A 16,586-nucleotide genomic window follows, 5' to 3' on the forward strand; every position below is an offset into this window, starting at 1 on the left:
TTCGCTCCATATACACTATATGTTTCGGAAAAAGAAACATGCCTTCATTCCGATAAAGCATTATGTAAGATAAAAAACAGGCTTCTATTTGTTAATAGAAAACCTGCTCAATCTTAAAATATGTATCGTATCATTTCATGTATGTTACAGTATGGGTTGTCACGGCTCTCTGTCTCTCGAAGTGCCATCATATCTGTGCAATTTTTAATCGCTAACTCATGTCGTAATGCAATGGGGGCTATGAGGGATTCATCAGCCTTATGCCGGAAATAACGACTCACACCAAGGTGCTGTTCCATTTTGTCATTAAGGACAGCACGAGGGTACTTTTCTGTACTATCAACTTCCTCAAAATGCAAGAGTAACCACAATTCAAATGCTTCATTTGTATAGGCAATATGAATATTTTTTTCCTCACAAAATTGATTTACTTCCTCTAGTTGCTTTTCGGTTAGATCATCCTTATCAAAAACAATCCAAACTTCATCAAAGTATTGGTAGCTGGAATCTCGATAAGCATGTTGGGCAAGCTTAATCGCTGAACGTTTAACGTTTTTTATTTTGACGCTAACCATCTTAGAGCGCTTTAAAATACGCATTTGTTCAAAATAGATGCGTTCTGTTTCACCTTCACAATAAATTAAAATAGTTTTACGCAGTGTTCGGCTCCCTTGTTGACGTACTCTCACTGCTCAGATACCTCCGCTTCTTCTAAGTATTGTTCAGATAAATACTCATTAATGACAGGCGTTGCACCAAATTCCCCTTTCATATAGCGTTTCGCATAAGAAAGATCTCCACGTTTCCTTTGTAAATCTGCAAAATCAAATAAGGAGTATAGTTCCGATTCATTTTTAAAGCTTTTATTAACAAACCAAATTTGATCGGCGCGTAGTGGCTGATCAAGTAATTCTATTTCATGACTTGTCACGACAAATTGATTACTGCTATTGCGTTTGCTATTCATAATAGCCATTAAAAACTCACAAATCGATACATGGAAGGCTGTGTCGAATTCGTCTATAAAAATGGTTTTTCCTTTATTATAAGCATCCACCATCACACAGGCTAAATGTAGCATTCGCACTGTGCCCTTAGAATCCATTGTCCAATTAATTGTTTTTGTCCCTATCGGTGCACCTGCTTCATCAAATGATAAATAATGTAGATCAATATCTACTTCTTGAATCACCTCAGGCGAATCAAACTCATAGCCAATTGTATTTTTCTCTCTGCGTTCCACACGTCTAGCCGTGACATCTTGAATGGAGAGGTCTGCAATTTTTAGCAGTTTGATCACTTCCTTTTTAAAGGGCTCCTCTTCAAGTTTACGAATAAGAGGATGACTTGATAACCGATTTGCTTCATCTAGGAAAAGAATTTTATGTAAAAACCAATCGAATATCTTTAAAGCGTCTGGATCATTAAAAACATGTAATACGGATAGAAAGGCTGTATTATTACGTGTATATTTTGTCAATTCCTGTGAAGCTGTTTGAAATGTCTCATAAGAATATTCTGTACCATCCCATTGTCTGACAAATAATTCTTCCTTCAGTGACTTGTTCGTTTTCACAAGACGTTCATAGAGAACTTGAGAAGCATTATACTGAATTTCATAATCATATAAAGCTCCGTCCAAAAAAAGCGATATCATAAACTCTGTTGGTTTGTCTTGCTGACTTCCTAACTTAAACGGTTGATAGGGTAGACGTAATTGCTTTACATTATTTAAGTTTTCAAAATTAAAAAGCAAGGAACGTAATACTTTAATAGCCGTAAACAGATTAGATTTTCCGCTTCCATTTGGACCAAAAATAAATGCGCTTTTTACAAGACGAAGTGTATCAAACTGAATTGTATGGGTATCCTTCCATTTTCGTAGGCGACTTCCAGCTACCATTGAAAACAACGTATCATCTTTATAACTTAAACAATTCTTTACTCTAAAATCTACAAGCATATGTAAGCCTCCGTCCACAACCATTTCTTTAATAAATTATTATACTATAGACATAGAAAAAGACATATTACTCAATGTAATATGTCTTTTTACTTTATCCACTTTTTTGTTGAATTTCTGCTAATGATTCATTTTGTAGCGCATGCAATGTACGTTCAATGCCTTCTGCAAAAGAAATTTTAGGCTTCCAACCAATTGCATTGGCTAATTTATCATTATTTAAAAATGAATGCTCAATATCTCCTTCTCGTGCTGGGGCATATTGAATTTCAAGTGGATGGTTTAAGTGTTGGAGCAGTAAGATGACCTGGTGAATTGACCAAGCCTCATTAGTAGATACATTATACGTGCCTTGTAAACGTGCAGATACACCTGCGTAAATAGCATCAGCAATATCGTCTACATAAATAAAATCACGTGTTTGTTCACCATCACCATAAATTGTAAATGGTTTACCTGCCATACTGCTTTTTAACATACTTGGAATCACAGCTGCTTCACCTTGCATTTGCTGTCTTGGCCCGAAAACATTGGCAAATCTATAGATAAGAACGGGCAAACGATAATCTTTTTGCCATTTCTCACAGTAGGTTTCGCCAATGCTCTTGTTTAATCCGTACATAGATATTGGTTCACAGACATCTGATTCCTCTAATGGAGGATAGTGACTATCCCCGTAAACAGCTGCTGAGGAGGCAAAGACAAAGTGCTGTACCTTATACTTGGATGATAAAAAAAGCATTTGGCTAAGCCCAACTATATTTGTCAAAATATCCTTTACTGGCTCCTGGATAGATTGCTGCACGCTCGTTTGCGCTGCACAATGGACGACCACATCAAAGTTTATTTCCTTAAAGAGATGCTCGCAAACCTCATCCTCAACATTTAAAAGATAGGATTTATGCTCAAAGTCAACATTCCGTAAATGCCCCGTACTTAAATTATCAATAATATAAACCGTTGCACCTTCTTCAAAAAAGCGCCTACCTACTGCACTGCCAATAAAACCATAGCCACCTGTCACTAATACATTCATCCTATCGCCCCCAAAAACAATATGATGATTTATATGCAGTAATTACTAAAAATATGCAAGAAACTTATTTACTGGAAATTTTTCTCAAATTCTTTTTACTAGATTTCTTCATTCACAAGTATCTATTTTGAGCTATATAAAAAGCATGTTTGAAGATTACTTCAAACATGCCCTAGCTATCTATTTTTAAGCTGGATTAATTTCTAATTCAACCGTTACTTTAATATCTTTCCCAACAAGGACCCCACCAGTTTCTAATGCCGCATTCCAAGTTAGACCAAAGTCTTCACGATTAATTGTTGTTTCAGCTTCAAAGCCGTATACTTCTTGACCCCATGGATTTGTGCCTTTTCCATTAAATTCTGTATCAAATGTTACTGATTTTGTAACGTCTTTGATTGTTAAATCACCAGTTACTGCATATTCATCGCCTGCTTTTTTAGCAATATTTGTAGATTTAAACGTAATCGTTGGATATTTTTCGGCATCAAAGAAATCTGCTGCTTTTAAATGATTATCGCGATCTTCGCTACGTGTATTAATACTTGCTGGATCGATTGTAAAACTAATGTTAGCAGTTGTTAAATCTGCAAGATCTGCTGCCTCAATATCAGCTGAGTAACTGTCAAATACACCCTTAACTTTTGATACCATCATGTGTTTTACTTGAAAGTTAATTGCTGAGTGTCCTAAATCAATGTTCCATTTTGCCATTATAAATTCCTCCAATTGGTTGATTTTATCTCGATTTCGAGATATATTTTAAAATATGAAGCAACTACATCTTTTATGTTACCCAAAATTGGATAGGATAAACATTTGTAGTTACTTATGTGTTTACATCTTAGCTTATGAAAAGTTTTTAATTACTTTCTGTAACCTACTATATATTAATAATTTAGTTACGTCAAGTAATTAAAAATAAATTTTTAAAACATAAAAAAAGTCGAGTCATCGGTACATCCCTCTCTATGTAATAAAAAGAATATCACCAATATTTGGTGATATTTAGCCGCAGCAATATATTATTTTGCAAAAACCTCAAAAATACCAATCATGATAAGTAGCCATCCTGAGATTGCTGTAGAATGCTTGCCAATAAACGTTTTTGCTAGTAAAGAGCCACATCTACTTCCTACTCCAACTGTGATAAAGGAAAATACGCCGATGGAAATGACTGTCCAAAGGGCTGAGATGCCATTTGCGCCTATTGCAATCCCCCCTGCTAAACAGTTTGCTGACAAGACAAAGCCAAGTGCCATTGCTTCTCTTGTTGAGATTACTAGATTTTTATCTTCATCAAATAATTCGGGATTTCCTGCTATCCGCTGATTAGAAAAATTATTGGACATCAAAGTCCATATACCAATCACACACAGTAGTAAACTCCCTAGTAAATTGGCAGTATGCGGTGAAATATACTCAACAACTGTGCTACCAGCTGTTACTGCGACATATGTGACAATCATCGACATAACAGCAATCACAGCATTTGATAAAATTGGAATTTTAACTTGTTTAACTCCATAGGCTAGACCAATCCCCAAGTTATCTAAATTCGCAGCGATTCCTATTAGAATAATTGTAATCCAATGCATACTAAGCCTCCTCAAATCTCCGTCTCCATTTTCACCTATCGTATGACAACAATAAAAAAATTAATGGGCTCAAATAAGTTAGTTGATTATGTTTCATCTTTTTAGCACGGTGTGACTAAACCATCAATTTGACAAAAGTAACAACTTGTTTATAAAATTAAGTTGTTACTTGTTAATATTTTTATTTTTATGTAAGAAATAATAGAAAGGAGATGTAATATGAAACTCATCAAGTTATTGAAAATAGGAATAGCATTTATATGCCTTATTGTGTTAACTGCATGTGGTTCAGAAAATGGAGACACAAAGAATACTGATAAAGGTGAAATCAATTTAGCATATGTTGAATGGGATACTGAGGTTGCATCTACACATGTAGTAGGACAAGTACTAGAAGATTTAGGATATAAGGTAACACTGACACCTTTAGACAATGGAATCATGTGGGAAGCACTTGCAAACGGAGAGGTCGATGGTATGGTATCTGCTTGGTTGCCACAAACACATGCTCCACAAGTAGAAAAATACAACAATAAGATAGAGAACTTAGGAGAAAACCTAACTGGTGCTAAGATTGGTTTGGTTGTACCAAGTTATATGGATGTCGATTCTATTGAAGATTTAACAAACCAAGCTAATCAAACCATTACAGGCATTGAACCAGGAGCTAATATGATGGCTACGACAGAAAATGCCTATAAGGAATATAAGAATCTGGAAGGTTGGAATGTATTGACCTCGTCTGCTGGTGCAATGACCGCAGCCCTCAGTCAAGCTATCTCTAATAATGAAGAAATCATCATCACAGGCTGGTCACCACACTGGATCTTTAATGCCTATGATTTAAAGTACTTAGATGACCCCAAAGGTTTATATGGAGACGAAGAATATATTGGCACTTTTGCGCGGAATGGTTTAAAAGAGGATGCCCCTGAAGCCTATAGCGTCCTTGACCGTTTCAACTGGATTGCTGAAGATATAGAAAGTGTAATGTTTGATATAATGGAAGGCATGAGTGCCACAGATGCTGCGAAAAAATGGATTGCCAATAATCAAGATAAAGTAGCCGAATGGACGAAAGATGTACAAGCATAAAAAGAGAACCCATTTACTTCTCATTAGTAAATAGATTAGTAGACGGCTCATTCTATTATAGAATGAGCCGTCTACAATTTTTAACGTTCCTAAAAATGAGGGGGGTTTCAGGAGCGTAATCATGAACTAGCAAACTTCTGGAGAAAAGTAGCTAAAGTTCATCCTCTCTACACTGTATTGTAGAACAAGGAATATTCTTTATATGATAATGATAATCATTATCATATAAATTGTCAACATTAATAAAAATGATTTTTTCATTTATCAGTAGCCGTCTTCCACTGTTAAGTAAACAAAACGTTGCTGGTATCTTGCTTTCCTTTGTGCAATCGCTTTCCGCTACCGTGTGCTGAACCTCTACAGTAGATTTTTACGACCAATATCATGAGTGCATTATATACAGAGAGACGACCCTAGAAAAGGGAATCACCCTCTCATGCCAAAAGCTTTTGCAAAGGGAATTTAAAATAGGAAGCTGCTACCAGTAAGATACTGGAAGCAGCTTCCTAGCTAAAATTAAACTTAAAAGCGTATAGTAATGGATTTATAGATTATTGAACTACTTCAGGGTGAAAACCATCTTTTTGGAAGTAATCCTCATGTGACCAAATATTTAATTTTGCATCCTGAGCTTTTTGTTGAATAGCTCTAAATGCATCTTCAAATGTATTGTTTGGTTTATGAATATAACGTACAACTGCAAGCCCTTCGTTTAATAAAGATTCCTGCAATAAGACATTATCTACAAACACGTAGGCTAGAAGGCGATCATAATTGTCTGTTTCTGGTCCAACATCATAGACCGCTTCAATTTTCTTAGCCTTTTCCAATAAATTGATCGTATACTCTTTTGCTTCTTCCGCATATGGCTGAGCGCCACCTTTATTGTAATTCATTTCAGGAGTATCCACCATTAATAGACGAATTTTTCGTTTCTCACCATTAATTGTCGCCTGAATCGTATCCCCATCATATGCTTTAATATAGTCTATCTCAAAGCGTTTATTACCTGTTTTTCCTTCCACTTGTTCAATGGTAATAGTACCTTGCTGATCTGTAACTGATTTAGTACTTTGATCTTCCGCAGGTGATCTGCCAAATATCATGTACAATGCTACAGCCAAAATAATCGTACCACTTGTTATTAATGTTTTTATATCTTGCATTTTCATGTAGTAGGCCCCTCACAACTAATCATCATTGCTTATACTTACGATTCGTATAAGTTGTGCACCTCATCATCAGAAAGACAACAAGTTTCACGATGTTTCTATTGTAAAATATCAAGCTACTACATTCAAGCTATCATATTGTCACTGCTACCCAGTGATTTGGTAAAACCTCTACTAACTGACTATTTTCTACCTCATAACGTATTTTCACGTCTTCTGCATGATCAGCATCAGTATATTTCTGCTTCTCAATTGCAGGATCTGGAATAGGAATAGAACGTAGTAATGCACGTGTATATGGATGTTGTGGGTTAGCGTATAGCTCTTCACTTTCTGCCAGTTCTACAATCTTTCCACCATACATGACAGCTACACGATCACTGATGTGCTTCACCATGGATAAATCATGGGCAATAAATAAATACGTCAGCCCAAGCTTTTGTTGTAATTCTTTTAATAAATCAACAATCTGCCTTTGAATGGAAACATCAAGTGCCGATAAGGGTTCATCACAAACAATAAAGTTTGGCTCAACCGCTAATGCTCTCGCAATACCAATTCGTTGACGCTGACCTCCCGAAAATTCATGAGGATAACGCATGGCATGCTCTTTTTTCAAACCAACAAGTTCAAGCAATTCCTCTACCCGTTGTCGCCTCTCCACATGTGTCTTCACCAGACCATGAATATCAAGAGCCTCGCCAATAATATCTAAGATTTTTCTGCGAGGATTTAACGATGAATAGGGGTCTTGGAAAATAATTTGCATATGGCGACGCATTGCCTTTAGCTGTTTTTTCGATAGCCTCGTTACAGGTATTCCTTGATATAGAACCTCTCCATTTGTAGGCTGATGAAGTTGAAGAATCGTCCTACCTGTAGTCGATTTACCTGAACCAGATTCACCAACCAAGCCCAATGTTTCACCAGGATATATATAGAACGATAAATCATTCACTGCTTTCAACGTTTGACCACGACCTAATGGAAATTCTTTGGATAGATGGGTCACTTCGATTAACGGTTTATGTCGATCGATACCTGGCTGAATAGTAGCAATCTCTTTTGGCTGCTTTTTCTCATGCAGTTTTGGTAAGGCATTCAATAATTTCTGGGTATACGGATGCTGGGCATTTGCAAAAATTTCTTCTGTTGTGCCCTGTTCAACTATTTCTCCTTCTTTCATCACTATGATGCGATCACACATACCTGCAACAACGCCTAAATCGTGTGTAATTAAAATAATAGACGTTCCCATTTTCTTTTGCATATCGCGCATCAATTTTAGGATTTGAGCTTGAATAGTAACGTCCAGTGCTGTCGTTGGCTCATCTGCAATAAGCAGTGAGGGATTACAAGCAAGCGCCATAGCAATCATTACCCGTTGACGCATACCACCTGAAAATTCATGAGGGTATTGTCGATACCGTTCTTCTGCGTCTCTAATACCAACCAGTTTTAATAATTCTATTGTTTGTTGATAGGCTTCGTTTTTTGACATTGACTGATGCTTGATTAAACTTTCAGCCACTTGATCACCTATTCGAATAGTAGGGTTTGTGGATGTCATCGGATCTTGGAAAATCATACTAATATCTTGTCCACGTATCCCTTCCATTTGTTTTTCACTAAATTCAGTGAGTTCTTGCCCTTTAAACACAATTGAGCCAGATTTCAAAAATGAAGGTGGCGATGGTAATAAACGCATAATGGAGCGAGCCGTTACACTTTTCCCGCTCCCAGACTCTCCCACAATTCCTAGTGTTTCACCTTTATTTAGATGGAAGTTAACGTCCTTAACGGCTTCAAATTCTGTCTCCCCTGTGATAAAGGATACGCGAAGATTATTGATTTCTAAAAGCTTTTCACTCATTCGACCCATCCTTTTTAAAATTTGTGATTGACTTACTTTCAAGTATAATCCATACTTTACAATACTGATAGGAATTATACAATATAATACTGAATATTTTATTTACGTTTGGAGGAAATGCATGGTTACTTCAAAAAATCATTTAAAACCAGAGAAATTTATTTTCTTTTCTACGGTTTATCAAAAACTAATGCATCAAAAGCCTTATCATCTACTTCTTTTTCTTTTTAGTATTTTAGTTCACCCTTTTACATACTTTATCTATCGGAAAAGGAAACTTTCAAACACTTATGATCAGGCTTTTGCATTGCGTAGTCAGTACTATATAGAGCATGGATTGGTTGCCCAGTGGCAAAAGGAATTTGAGCAACAAGAAATAGCAAAAGCTACATTTTTTAAAGAGGCTGTATTGGAGTCACAAATTCAGTTCACAGCCAAGCACTTAGCTCAAAGGAAGCTTCAACAGCAAGTGGATCAGGATTTACAAAAAGAGGACATACAACAACTATCCTATGCCCAATTTTTTAATCAGCAACTAACTAACAAACGTTTTGTGGCTCTTACCTTTCTACCAGCTGTTTTATTTTATGTAGTACTTATCTTATTTGCGAATCCATTTCTGCAATTTATCATTGAACGTATTTTACAAAGCTTCATTGTGATTGTTGGAGTGGCTACATTAGTGTTTACCATTTTATATTTATCACCTTTTGATCCAGCAAGAAACCTACTCGGAGTTGAAGCAACACCTGTGCAAATAGAAAACTTTAATCGCATTCATGGTTTGGATCAACCTTATTTATCACAGCTATGGAACGCATTATCTGGTCTATTTACATTTGATTTAGGTACATCCTTTGCAGGTAAAGAAGATATCACACATAGCATTGCTACAAAATTTCCTGTCACTCTTGAAATTGCCGTATTGTCGTTGCTAATGGCTATTGCTATTGCCATACCAGTTGGAATTATTTCAGCTGTTCGTCCAAATTCATATTTGGATTATACATTTATGTTCATTGCTTTAATTGGTCTATCCATCCCAAGCTTTTGGCAAGGTTTAATTTTTATTTTGACATTTGCTCTAAAGCTACAATGGTTTCCAGCTACCTATAACCCTCATAATTGGCTCTCGCTTATCATGCCAATTGTCGTCTTAGGAACATCCATTACGGCTTCTATTGCTAGGATGACAAGGTCAAGTATGCTTGAGGTGATTCATGAGGATTACATTATTACAGCAAAAGCTAAGGGCTTAAATGAATTCAAAGTGATTTCAAAACATGCCATTCGCAATGCTATGATTCCGATTATTACGGTGATTGGACTTCTTTTTGGAGGTATGTTGGGAGGCGCATCTGTAACAGAAAAGGTATTCAACATTAGTGGTATAGGTAGCTATATCGTCGATAAACAATTTATCCCTGATATTCCGGCAATTCTTGGGGGCGTTGTTTATATTGCCATCACCATTTCGATTGTCAATTTATTCATTGATATCATGTATGCCTTTTTTGATCCACGCATACGCTCGAAAATGAAGAAGTCTTAAAGGAGGATCACCTGTGAAAAACATCTTACATGTCAAACTACTCTTGAAGATTACACAGGAATATGTCAATTCTCATTTTACTTTTGTCTTTTCCTTACTGTTTTCTTTACTATTTCTAGCCTATAGCTATAATTTTTCCAGCAATAGCTGGCGACCAGTGGTTCTGCTTCTTTTTGTTATTTATGTCATCACTACGGCATATGTTGCCTTCGTCAATTTACGAATTAAAAAGGATTTAGCAACGTATGGTGACATTCAAAAAAATACTCGAATGTTTGGCTATCCTCTTTTAATAACGATACTGTCAGGCAATATTTTTTCGACATCCTTTGCATTTATGCTTGTGTCAAAAAGAAAGACTGCTGAATATACTTTTGCTGCCTATGCCTTTATAACACAGCTATTCATCTTAGGTATTGCAGCATTGAATTTATTTAAGCCATATGTCACAGATACCTTTGTACTGGCAATGGGCGTTTTCTTAGTACTCTCGCTTCTCTATATCGTGATGGCCATTTTATGTACGAAATATGTCACAGCAACTGAGGCACCTAAATGGATGCTCATTCCAGGTATTGTCCTATTATTAGCGACTTTCACTGGTAATCTATTTGCGACTTTACTAGGATATAGCCTTATCCAAAAGGCTCGAAGGGCAAATCCATCTTCTATTGAGAAATGGCAAAAAATATGGGAGAAGATTTTACGCAATACAATGGCTGTATTCGGCTTATTCTTCATTATTTTCATGTTCTCGTTATCCGTTACAAGTTCTTGGACTTTCGACTATGATTTCGCTACTGAAAATAATTATGGAGCATTGCTACAAACACCGACATTAGAATATCCACTAGGTACAGATAACTATGGTCGAGATTTATTTTCTCGTATTGTGTTTGGGGCACAAATATCATTAATCGTCGGATTTTTCTCCACGATTATCCCCGCAGTTATTGGTGGCGCATTAGGAGCATTTTCAGGCTATTATGGTAAATCCACCGATAATATCATCATGCGAAGTCTCGATATTTTATATGCCATTCCTGGGATATTGTTAGCCATTGCTATTATCGCCGCATTTGGTGCTAATACTGTGAATCTTATTATTGCACTTAGTGTTGGAGCAATTCCAACCTATGCCCGTACAATGCGGGCAAATGTTATGCAGCTTGCTAATTATGAGTTTGTAGAATCGGCTAGAGCTTTAGGTGCATCTGATGCAGCTATTATTTTCAAGCACATTGTCCCCAATTCTTTAGCACCAATGATTGTGAAAGCAACATTAACGATTGGCGGAGCTGTTATTTCCACAAGTAGCTTAAGTTTTTTAGGGCTAGGTATTGAGCCACACATTCCTGAATGGGGCAATATTTTAAAAGTTGGTAGTACGTACCTGGAAACACATTCATATGTCGCGATTTTCCCAGGTCTTTGTATTATGCTTCTTGTCCTCTCCTTTAACTTCTTAGGAGATGGTTTACGAGATGCTTTAGATCCAAAAACAAATTAATCGGAGGTAACTATGAAGAAATTACTTGTATTTTTATTCGTTGCAGTACTAGCTTTGGCTGGCTGTGTACAAACAAAAACTGACGTAGAAGGCAGTAAAGATTCAAAAGATAGTGACAAGAGCAATGGCAAGGTTGCCATTGAAGTATTAGGGATGGCAGCTTCTGAAGAAGATATGAATATTGTGCGTGACCAATTAGTAAAAAATGGTTTTGATGTTAAGCTAAATATTCAACCAGATTACGGTTCTTTCTCTGCTCAAAAAGAAGCAGGTAACTACGATCTTGCTCTTTCAAGCTGGACGACAGTTACAGGGAACCCCGACTATGCTGTTCGTGGTTTATTTAAAACTGGGGGTGACTACAGTGTGGTGGCAGATTCAAAACTAGATGCGTTGATTGATGAAGCGAGTACATTGACTGGTGAAGAAGCAGCAGCTAAATATAAAGATTTAGAACAATTATTAGTATTCGATCAAGCTTATATTGCGCCTTTATATATTTCCAATAAGTATCAAGGTATCTACTCTGAACTTGTAAACCCTAAAACAGTACTTTTACCAAAATCTCGTGCACAAGTTTGGGAAAAAATAGAATTTAATGATACATCTAAAAATGCAACAGAACCTTTAATTTTACACCAAACAATCAATTCTCTTACTTCACTAGACCCAATCAAAGGGAATGATGGTTCAATCAACACATTAAACACGAATATGTATGTTCGTCTTGTTAACTTAACAGACACAGATGAAGTTGTGTCAGATGGTTCATTATCTTACAACCATGTAATGGCTGAAGGGAATCAAGAATATTACTTCATTTTACGAGATGATATCAATTTTGCAGCAGTGAAAGATGGTGCAGCTGTTGATACAGGTGAATTAGTGTCAGCTGAAGATGTAGTCTTCTCATTAAACCGTGCGAAAGACGCTAATTCAGTACCAGATCATCGTACTTACAGCATTCATGAAAACATTGAAACAGTCGAAATCGTTTCAGATTTAACTGAATTACAAAATAAAAAAGTAGCAGGCTCTGAGCAATCCGTTTTAGAAGCATTATCACAAAACCTACCTGCTTCTGTAGCGCAATTAGCAAAAGATAAAGGTGCTGTTAATAATGCAGCAGGTGCATACCAAGTTGTTAAAATTACAACACCTACACCTTTCCCACAAGTATTAAACTATTTAGCACACCAATCTGGTGGTATCGTATCTGAAAAACAAGTAACAAGTATTAATACGTATGATGTGGCTAACTACAACCCTGACAAGGACATTGCCTATGGTGATCAAGCTACTGTAACGGAAGGTTCAGCTACATTCAATAACCAGTTATATGCAAGTGGTCCTTACATTTTAGTGAAGAAAAATGATTATGAAGTACAGTTTGTGAAAAATCCTGCTTATCGAGCTGGTAGCGAATATGAGCCAAAAATTGCTAAAATCAATGTCCGTTTTATCTCTGATGTTGATAGTGCCCTATCTGCATTACGTAATGGTGAAATTCATGTTCTGCAAACAGTACCAGAAACGAAACTGGATATTGTCAAATCAGATGCTAAATTAACATTAAATACGGCAGATAGTAATGCTGTGTCTTACCTACAAATGAATACATCTGGCCGTGCGGTTTCTGATTCAGCAGATTTACGTAAAGCAATTCTATACTCTATTAACCAAGATGAATTCATTAGCTATTATCAAGGCAATAAAAAACCAGCTGTATCCACAGTCTCTCCATTAATTGATACTGGTTTAAAACTTGAAGCAGATAGCGAAAAAGTAAAAGAATTGGTAAAAGCATATAACGATAAAAAGTAATACAAATTAGAGCCTTCTCAAAATTTGAGAAGGCTCACTTTTATATAGAAGAAACTCATTTTAAATTTCATTATGTGATTTTGGTTTTGGTCCTAGCTCTTCAGGTTCGATATCAGCGAATGTTTCGCCTTCTTCTTCTAGGTCACGCATACGATGTGCAATACGGGAAGCTGCTGACGCTGCTATACTACCAACCAAATCATCTAAGAACGTGTTGACATGATGTCCGGGTTCTGTATCCAGTTTTTTAATAATCCCTATTTTCTGCTTGTCTAAATGACCAAAAGTAGTAACGGCAATGCTGCCATATGTAAATACAGATCCTAGTGCGATTGTTTCGTCTACACCAAATAGACCTTCATCTGATTCGATAATTTGTTGTAGTGGTGAAGATAATAATTTTTTCTCTGCTAATTCATCTAATTCAATCCCTACTAATAAAGCATGTTGCACTTCTCGCTTACGTAATACACGTTCAACAGAATGAACACAATGCTCTAGTGTTAAACCTTCATTATAGGTTTTTTGCATTTCGTAAACAATTTGTGCGATATCCTCTATCGCTACACCTCTACGAATTAACGCGGCTTGAGCTGCCTTTGCTACTTCGTCAGAGTGCACACGAATACTTTTATTATGCATATTAACCCTCATTTCGATTTTTATTGCTAGTATAATGCTAGCCCAACCTATTATACCTTTACTTACGTAATATGGTACAATTTTGTTACAAACACAAGAAGGAGTGTCATCATTGGATAAGGGAACAGTACAGGATTTAACATTTTACAGTGAGTCATTACAGGAAGAATTACAGCTCTATATTTATGTTCCTGCAAATTATTCTCCACTATATAAATACAACATTTTAATCGCATCAGACGGTAAAGATTATTTCCAACTTGGTGGTATTACAAAGCTAGCTGATGAACTGATTGATGACTATGAAATCGAAAATTTAATTATTGCATTTGTTCCTTACAAAGACATAAAAGATCGACGTCATAAATATATCCCGAGCGGTGAGCAACATGAAGCCTATCTTCGCTTTTTAGCACATGAGCTAGTGCCTTATTTAGATCAGGAGTATGCCACTTACCAAATGGGTATGAGTCGTGGAGTGATTGGTGACTCTATGGCTGCCACTGCTTCCTTAATGGCTGCTTTAAAGTATCCAAGCATCTTTGGCAAAGTCATCCTACAATCACCTTATGTAGATGCTGATGTATTAAAGGCTGTGGAAAATTTTAAAGATCCAGGATCTATTTCTATCTACCATATCGTCGGCAAAGGCGAAGATCAGGTTGTGACAATGGATAAAACCATCAAAGATTTTTTAACACCTAATCGTCAATTGCATGATCTCATGATAAATAAAGGGTTTACTACATTTTATGACGAGTTTGATGGCAATCATACATGGAAATATTGGAAACCAGACCTTCGACGTGCATTAATTGAAAATTTCAATTAATATGAAGCGATTCAAATTACGAAAACTGAAATTTCTGTTATACTTAATTAGAAAAATTGTTTATTTTCGGGAGGTAATGGACTATGAAGTACGGTATTGTGGCATTTCCATCAAAAAAATTGCAAGATTTAGCGAATACTTATCGCAAACGATACGATCCTCATTATGCAAAGATTACACCGCATATGACATTAAAGGACAGCTTCGATGCGTCTGAAGAAGAGATTCAAACCATCGTCAAGCAATTAGATGAACTTGCTGCTAAATATGCACCTTTAAACATTCATGCATCTCGCATTAGTTCGTTTTTCCCTACAACAAATGCGATTTACTTCCGCATTGAACCAACAGAACAATTAGCAGCATTCCAACATGAACTTCAAGAAAAAATCCCTTATGGGGAAATGAAGCATGTATTTGTACCACACATTACAATCGCTCAAAAAATGTCAGATTCAGAGCATGATGACATTTTTGGTCAATTACGCATGACGGGCGTTGATGAAAAAGATACAATTGATCGCATTCATCTTTTATATCAATTAGAAGATGGTTCATGGACAACATACGAAACATTCCGTTTGTCTGGAGCTGAGTGATTGTTGTATACCGTTAAAATTGTTGAAACAAAGCAAGAGCACGATGATGCCTTTGCCATTCGCAAAAAAGTATTTGTTGAAGAGCAAGGTGTTCCGCTTCATCTAGAATGTGATGCTGAGGATGCAACTGCAACACATTTCATTATGTATAATAACGATGAGCCTGTAGGAGCAGCACGTTTACGCAGTATTGACAACAATACAGCTAAAATTGAGCGTGTTTGTATTTTACAATCCCAACGCGGCAAAAAATTAGGCGCTTTAATTATGAAGGAAATGGAGAAGCATGCCATTTCTATTAATAAAAAAGCCTTAAAACTTCATGCACAAAGCTATGCAATTCCCTTTTACGAAAAGCTAGGCTTTACAGTTACCTCACCTGAGTTTATGGATGCAGGTATTCCACACCGTGCTATGGAGAAGAATATTTAATGAAAGGGTGTTACGATATTTATAATGTCGTAACACCCCTTTTTATGAGACGAATTCGCTTGCCACCATTTATCTACTCTATCGTAACAAGCTGCATTGCCAAGTAGATATGCCATGCGCTACTTCATCATTCTAGTGATTTTATCGAAATCTAGTGATGCGCCATCTTGAATAATAGATTGTACTAATTTATCTTCTAACTCTTGCGTAATTGATCTGTTAGATATTTTAGCAACACGTCGTACAATTTTTCTTACTTGTTTTTCACTGGTAAAATCCGCATGTTGAATGGCATTGGCTAATGCGAAGATTTCATCCATCGATACACCTGTTTTTTGCTCAATCGAATTAAAAAACGAGCGATGCATGTTTTCCCTCCTATCATTAAAACTCAATATGACCTTGCTTCTTGCACGAAACATTTCGCAAATGGTGGAGGCCTTAACTTTATTTAGAAT

The 16,586-nt window shown here is 36.3% G+C and carries 16 protein-coding genes; 7 read left to right on the plus strand and 9 right to left on the minus strand.

Features of this window, described 5'->3' with window-relative positions; genetic code table 11:
* Positions 1-113: 113 nt before the first annotated feature.
* From HXV90_RS11775 to HXV90_RS11795, 5 genes are all read right to left on the minus strand, one after another.
* Positions 114-689, minus strand: coding sequence for an RloB family protein (locus HXV90_RS11775; protein WP_048392008.1), 576 nt, complete (start codon positions 687-689; stop codon positions 114-116).
* The gene (locus HXV90_RS11780; RefSeq protein ID WP_066036265.1) at positions 686-1,963 is read right to left on the minus strand and encodes an AAA family ATPase; all 1,278 of its coding nucleotides are present in this window, start codon (positions 1,961-1,963) and stop codon (positions 686-688) included. Before HXV90_RS11780 ends, HXV90_RS11775 begins: the two co-directional genes overlap by 4 nt.
* A gap of 94 nt (positions 1,964-2,057) precedes the next feature.
* The gene (locus HXV90_RS11785; RefSeq protein WP_048392010.1) at positions 2,058-2,999 is read right to left on the minus strand and encodes an NAD-dependent epimerase/dehydratase family protein; all 942 of its coding nucleotides are present in this window, start codon (positions 2,997-2,999) and stop codon (positions 2,058-2,060) included.
* Between the two features lie 186 nt (positions 3,000-3,185).
* The gene (locus HXV90_RS11790) at positions 3,186-3,713 is read right to left on the minus strand and encodes a YceI family protein (protein ID WP_004224534.1); all 528 of its coding nucleotides are present in this window, start codon (positions 3,711-3,713) and stop codon (positions 3,186-3,188) included.
* 311 nt (positions 3,714-4,024) lie between these two features.
* Positions 4,025-4,597 (minus strand): manganese efflux pump, encoded by a 573-nt coding sequence (locus tag HXV90_RS11795; protein WP_048392011.1) that lies wholly within the window; start codon positions 4,595-4,597, stop codon positions 4,025-4,027.
* A 219-nt stretch (positions 4,598-4,816) separates the two neighbouring features.
* On the opposite strand from HXV90_RS11795, the gene HXV90_RS11800 reads away from it, so the two are divergent.
* Entirely contained in the window at positions 4,817-5,692 is an 876-nt protein-coding gene (locus HXV90_RS11800) for a glycine betaine ABC transporter substrate-binding protein (protein ID WP_269898992.1), read from the plus strand.
* 551 nt (positions 5,693-6,243) lie between these two features.
* Here the strand turns inward: HXV90_RS11800 and HXV90_RS11805 are convergent.
* Complete coding sequence (locus tag HXV90_RS11805) at positions 6,244-6,864, minus strand: thermonuclease family protein (protein WP_066036266.1); 621 nt, start codon at positions 6,862-6,864, stop codon at positions 6,244-6,246.
* Between the two features lie 133 nt (positions 6,865-6,997).
* Entirely contained in the window at positions 6,998-8,737 is a 1,740-nt protein-coding gene (locus HXV90_RS11810; RefSeq protein WP_054549794.1) for an ABC transporter ATP-binding protein, read from the minus strand.
* A 121-nt stretch (positions 8,738-8,858) separates the two neighbouring features.
* On the opposite strand from HXV90_RS11810, the gene HXV90_RS11815 reads away from it, so the two are divergent.
* Genes HXV90_RS11815 through HXV90_RS11825 form a run of 3 tightly spaced genes read left to right on the plus strand, consistent with a single transcriptional unit; the run spans position 8,859 to position 13,623 of the window.
* Positions 8,859-10,289, plus strand: coding sequence for an ABC transporter permease (locus tag HXV90_RS11815; RefSeq protein ID WP_054549793.1), 1,431 nt, complete (start codon positions 8,859-8,861; stop codon positions 10,287-10,289).
* Positions 10,290-10,302: 13 nt separating this feature from the next.
* Positions 10,303-11,799, plus strand: a complete 1,497-nt coding sequence (locus tag HXV90_RS11820) for an ABC transporter permease (RefSeq protein ID WP_048392016.1) — start codon at positions 10,303-10,305, stop codon at positions 11,797-11,799.
* Between the two features lie 12 nt (positions 11,800-11,811).
* A complete protein-coding gene (locus HXV90_RS11825) occupies positions 11,812-13,623 on the plus strand; it encodes an ABC transporter substrate-binding protein (RefSeq protein ID WP_269898993.1) in 1,812 nt (603 codons plus the stop codon).
* 60 nt (positions 13,624-13,683) lie between these two features.
* On the opposite strand, the gene HXV90_RS11830 is transcribed toward HXV90_RS11825, so the two are convergent.
* Positions 13,684-14,265 (minus strand): phosphatidylglycerophosphatase A family protein, encoded by a 582-nt coding sequence (locus HXV90_RS11830; protein WP_054549790.1) that lies wholly within the window; start codon positions 14,263-14,265, stop codon positions 13,684-13,686.
* Positions 14,266-14,377: 112 nt separating this feature from the next.
* On the opposite strand from HXV90_RS11830, the gene HXV90_RS11835 reads away from it, so the two are divergent.
* The 3 genes from HXV90_RS11835 (at position 14,378) to HXV90_RS11845 (ending at position 16,128) form a co-directional block, all read left to right on the plus strand.
* Positions 14,378-15,097 carry an alpha/beta hydrolase gene (locus HXV90_RS11835; RefSeq protein ID WP_054549789.1) on the plus strand — a complete coding sequence of 240 codons (720 nt, stop codon included), beginning with the start codon at positions 14,378-14,380 and terminating at the stop codon, positions 15,095-15,097.
* Between the two features lie 83 nt (positions 15,098-15,180).
* Positions 15,181-15,696, plus strand: coding sequence for a YjcG family protein (locus tag HXV90_RS11840; RefSeq protein WP_054549788.1), 516 nt, complete (start codon positions 15,181-15,183; stop codon positions 15,694-15,696).
* Positions 15,697-15,699: 3 nt separating this feature from the next.
* A complete protein-coding gene (locus tag HXV90_RS11845; RefSeq protein ID WP_269899039.1) occupies positions 15,700-16,128 on the plus strand; it encodes a GNAT family N-acetyltransferase in 429 nt (142 codons plus the stop codon).
* A 119-nt stretch (positions 16,129-16,247) separates the two neighbouring features.
* Here HXV90_RS11845 and HXV90_RS11850 read toward each other — a convergent pair whose 3' ends face one another.
* Positions 16,248-16,496: a stage VI sporulation protein F gene (locus HXV90_RS11850; protein WP_004230969.1), complete on the minus strand. Its 249-nt coding sequence runs from the start codon at positions 16,494-16,496 to the stop codon at positions 16,248-16,250.
* Positions 16,497-16,586: the final 90 nt, after the last annotated feature.

Origin of the sequence: Lysinibacillus sp. JK80 (assembly GCF_027557635.1) — a bacterium.
Taxonomy (GTDB): domain Bacteria; phylum Bacillota; class Bacilli; order Bacillales_A; family Planococcaceae; genus Lysinibacillus; species Lysinibacillus capsici.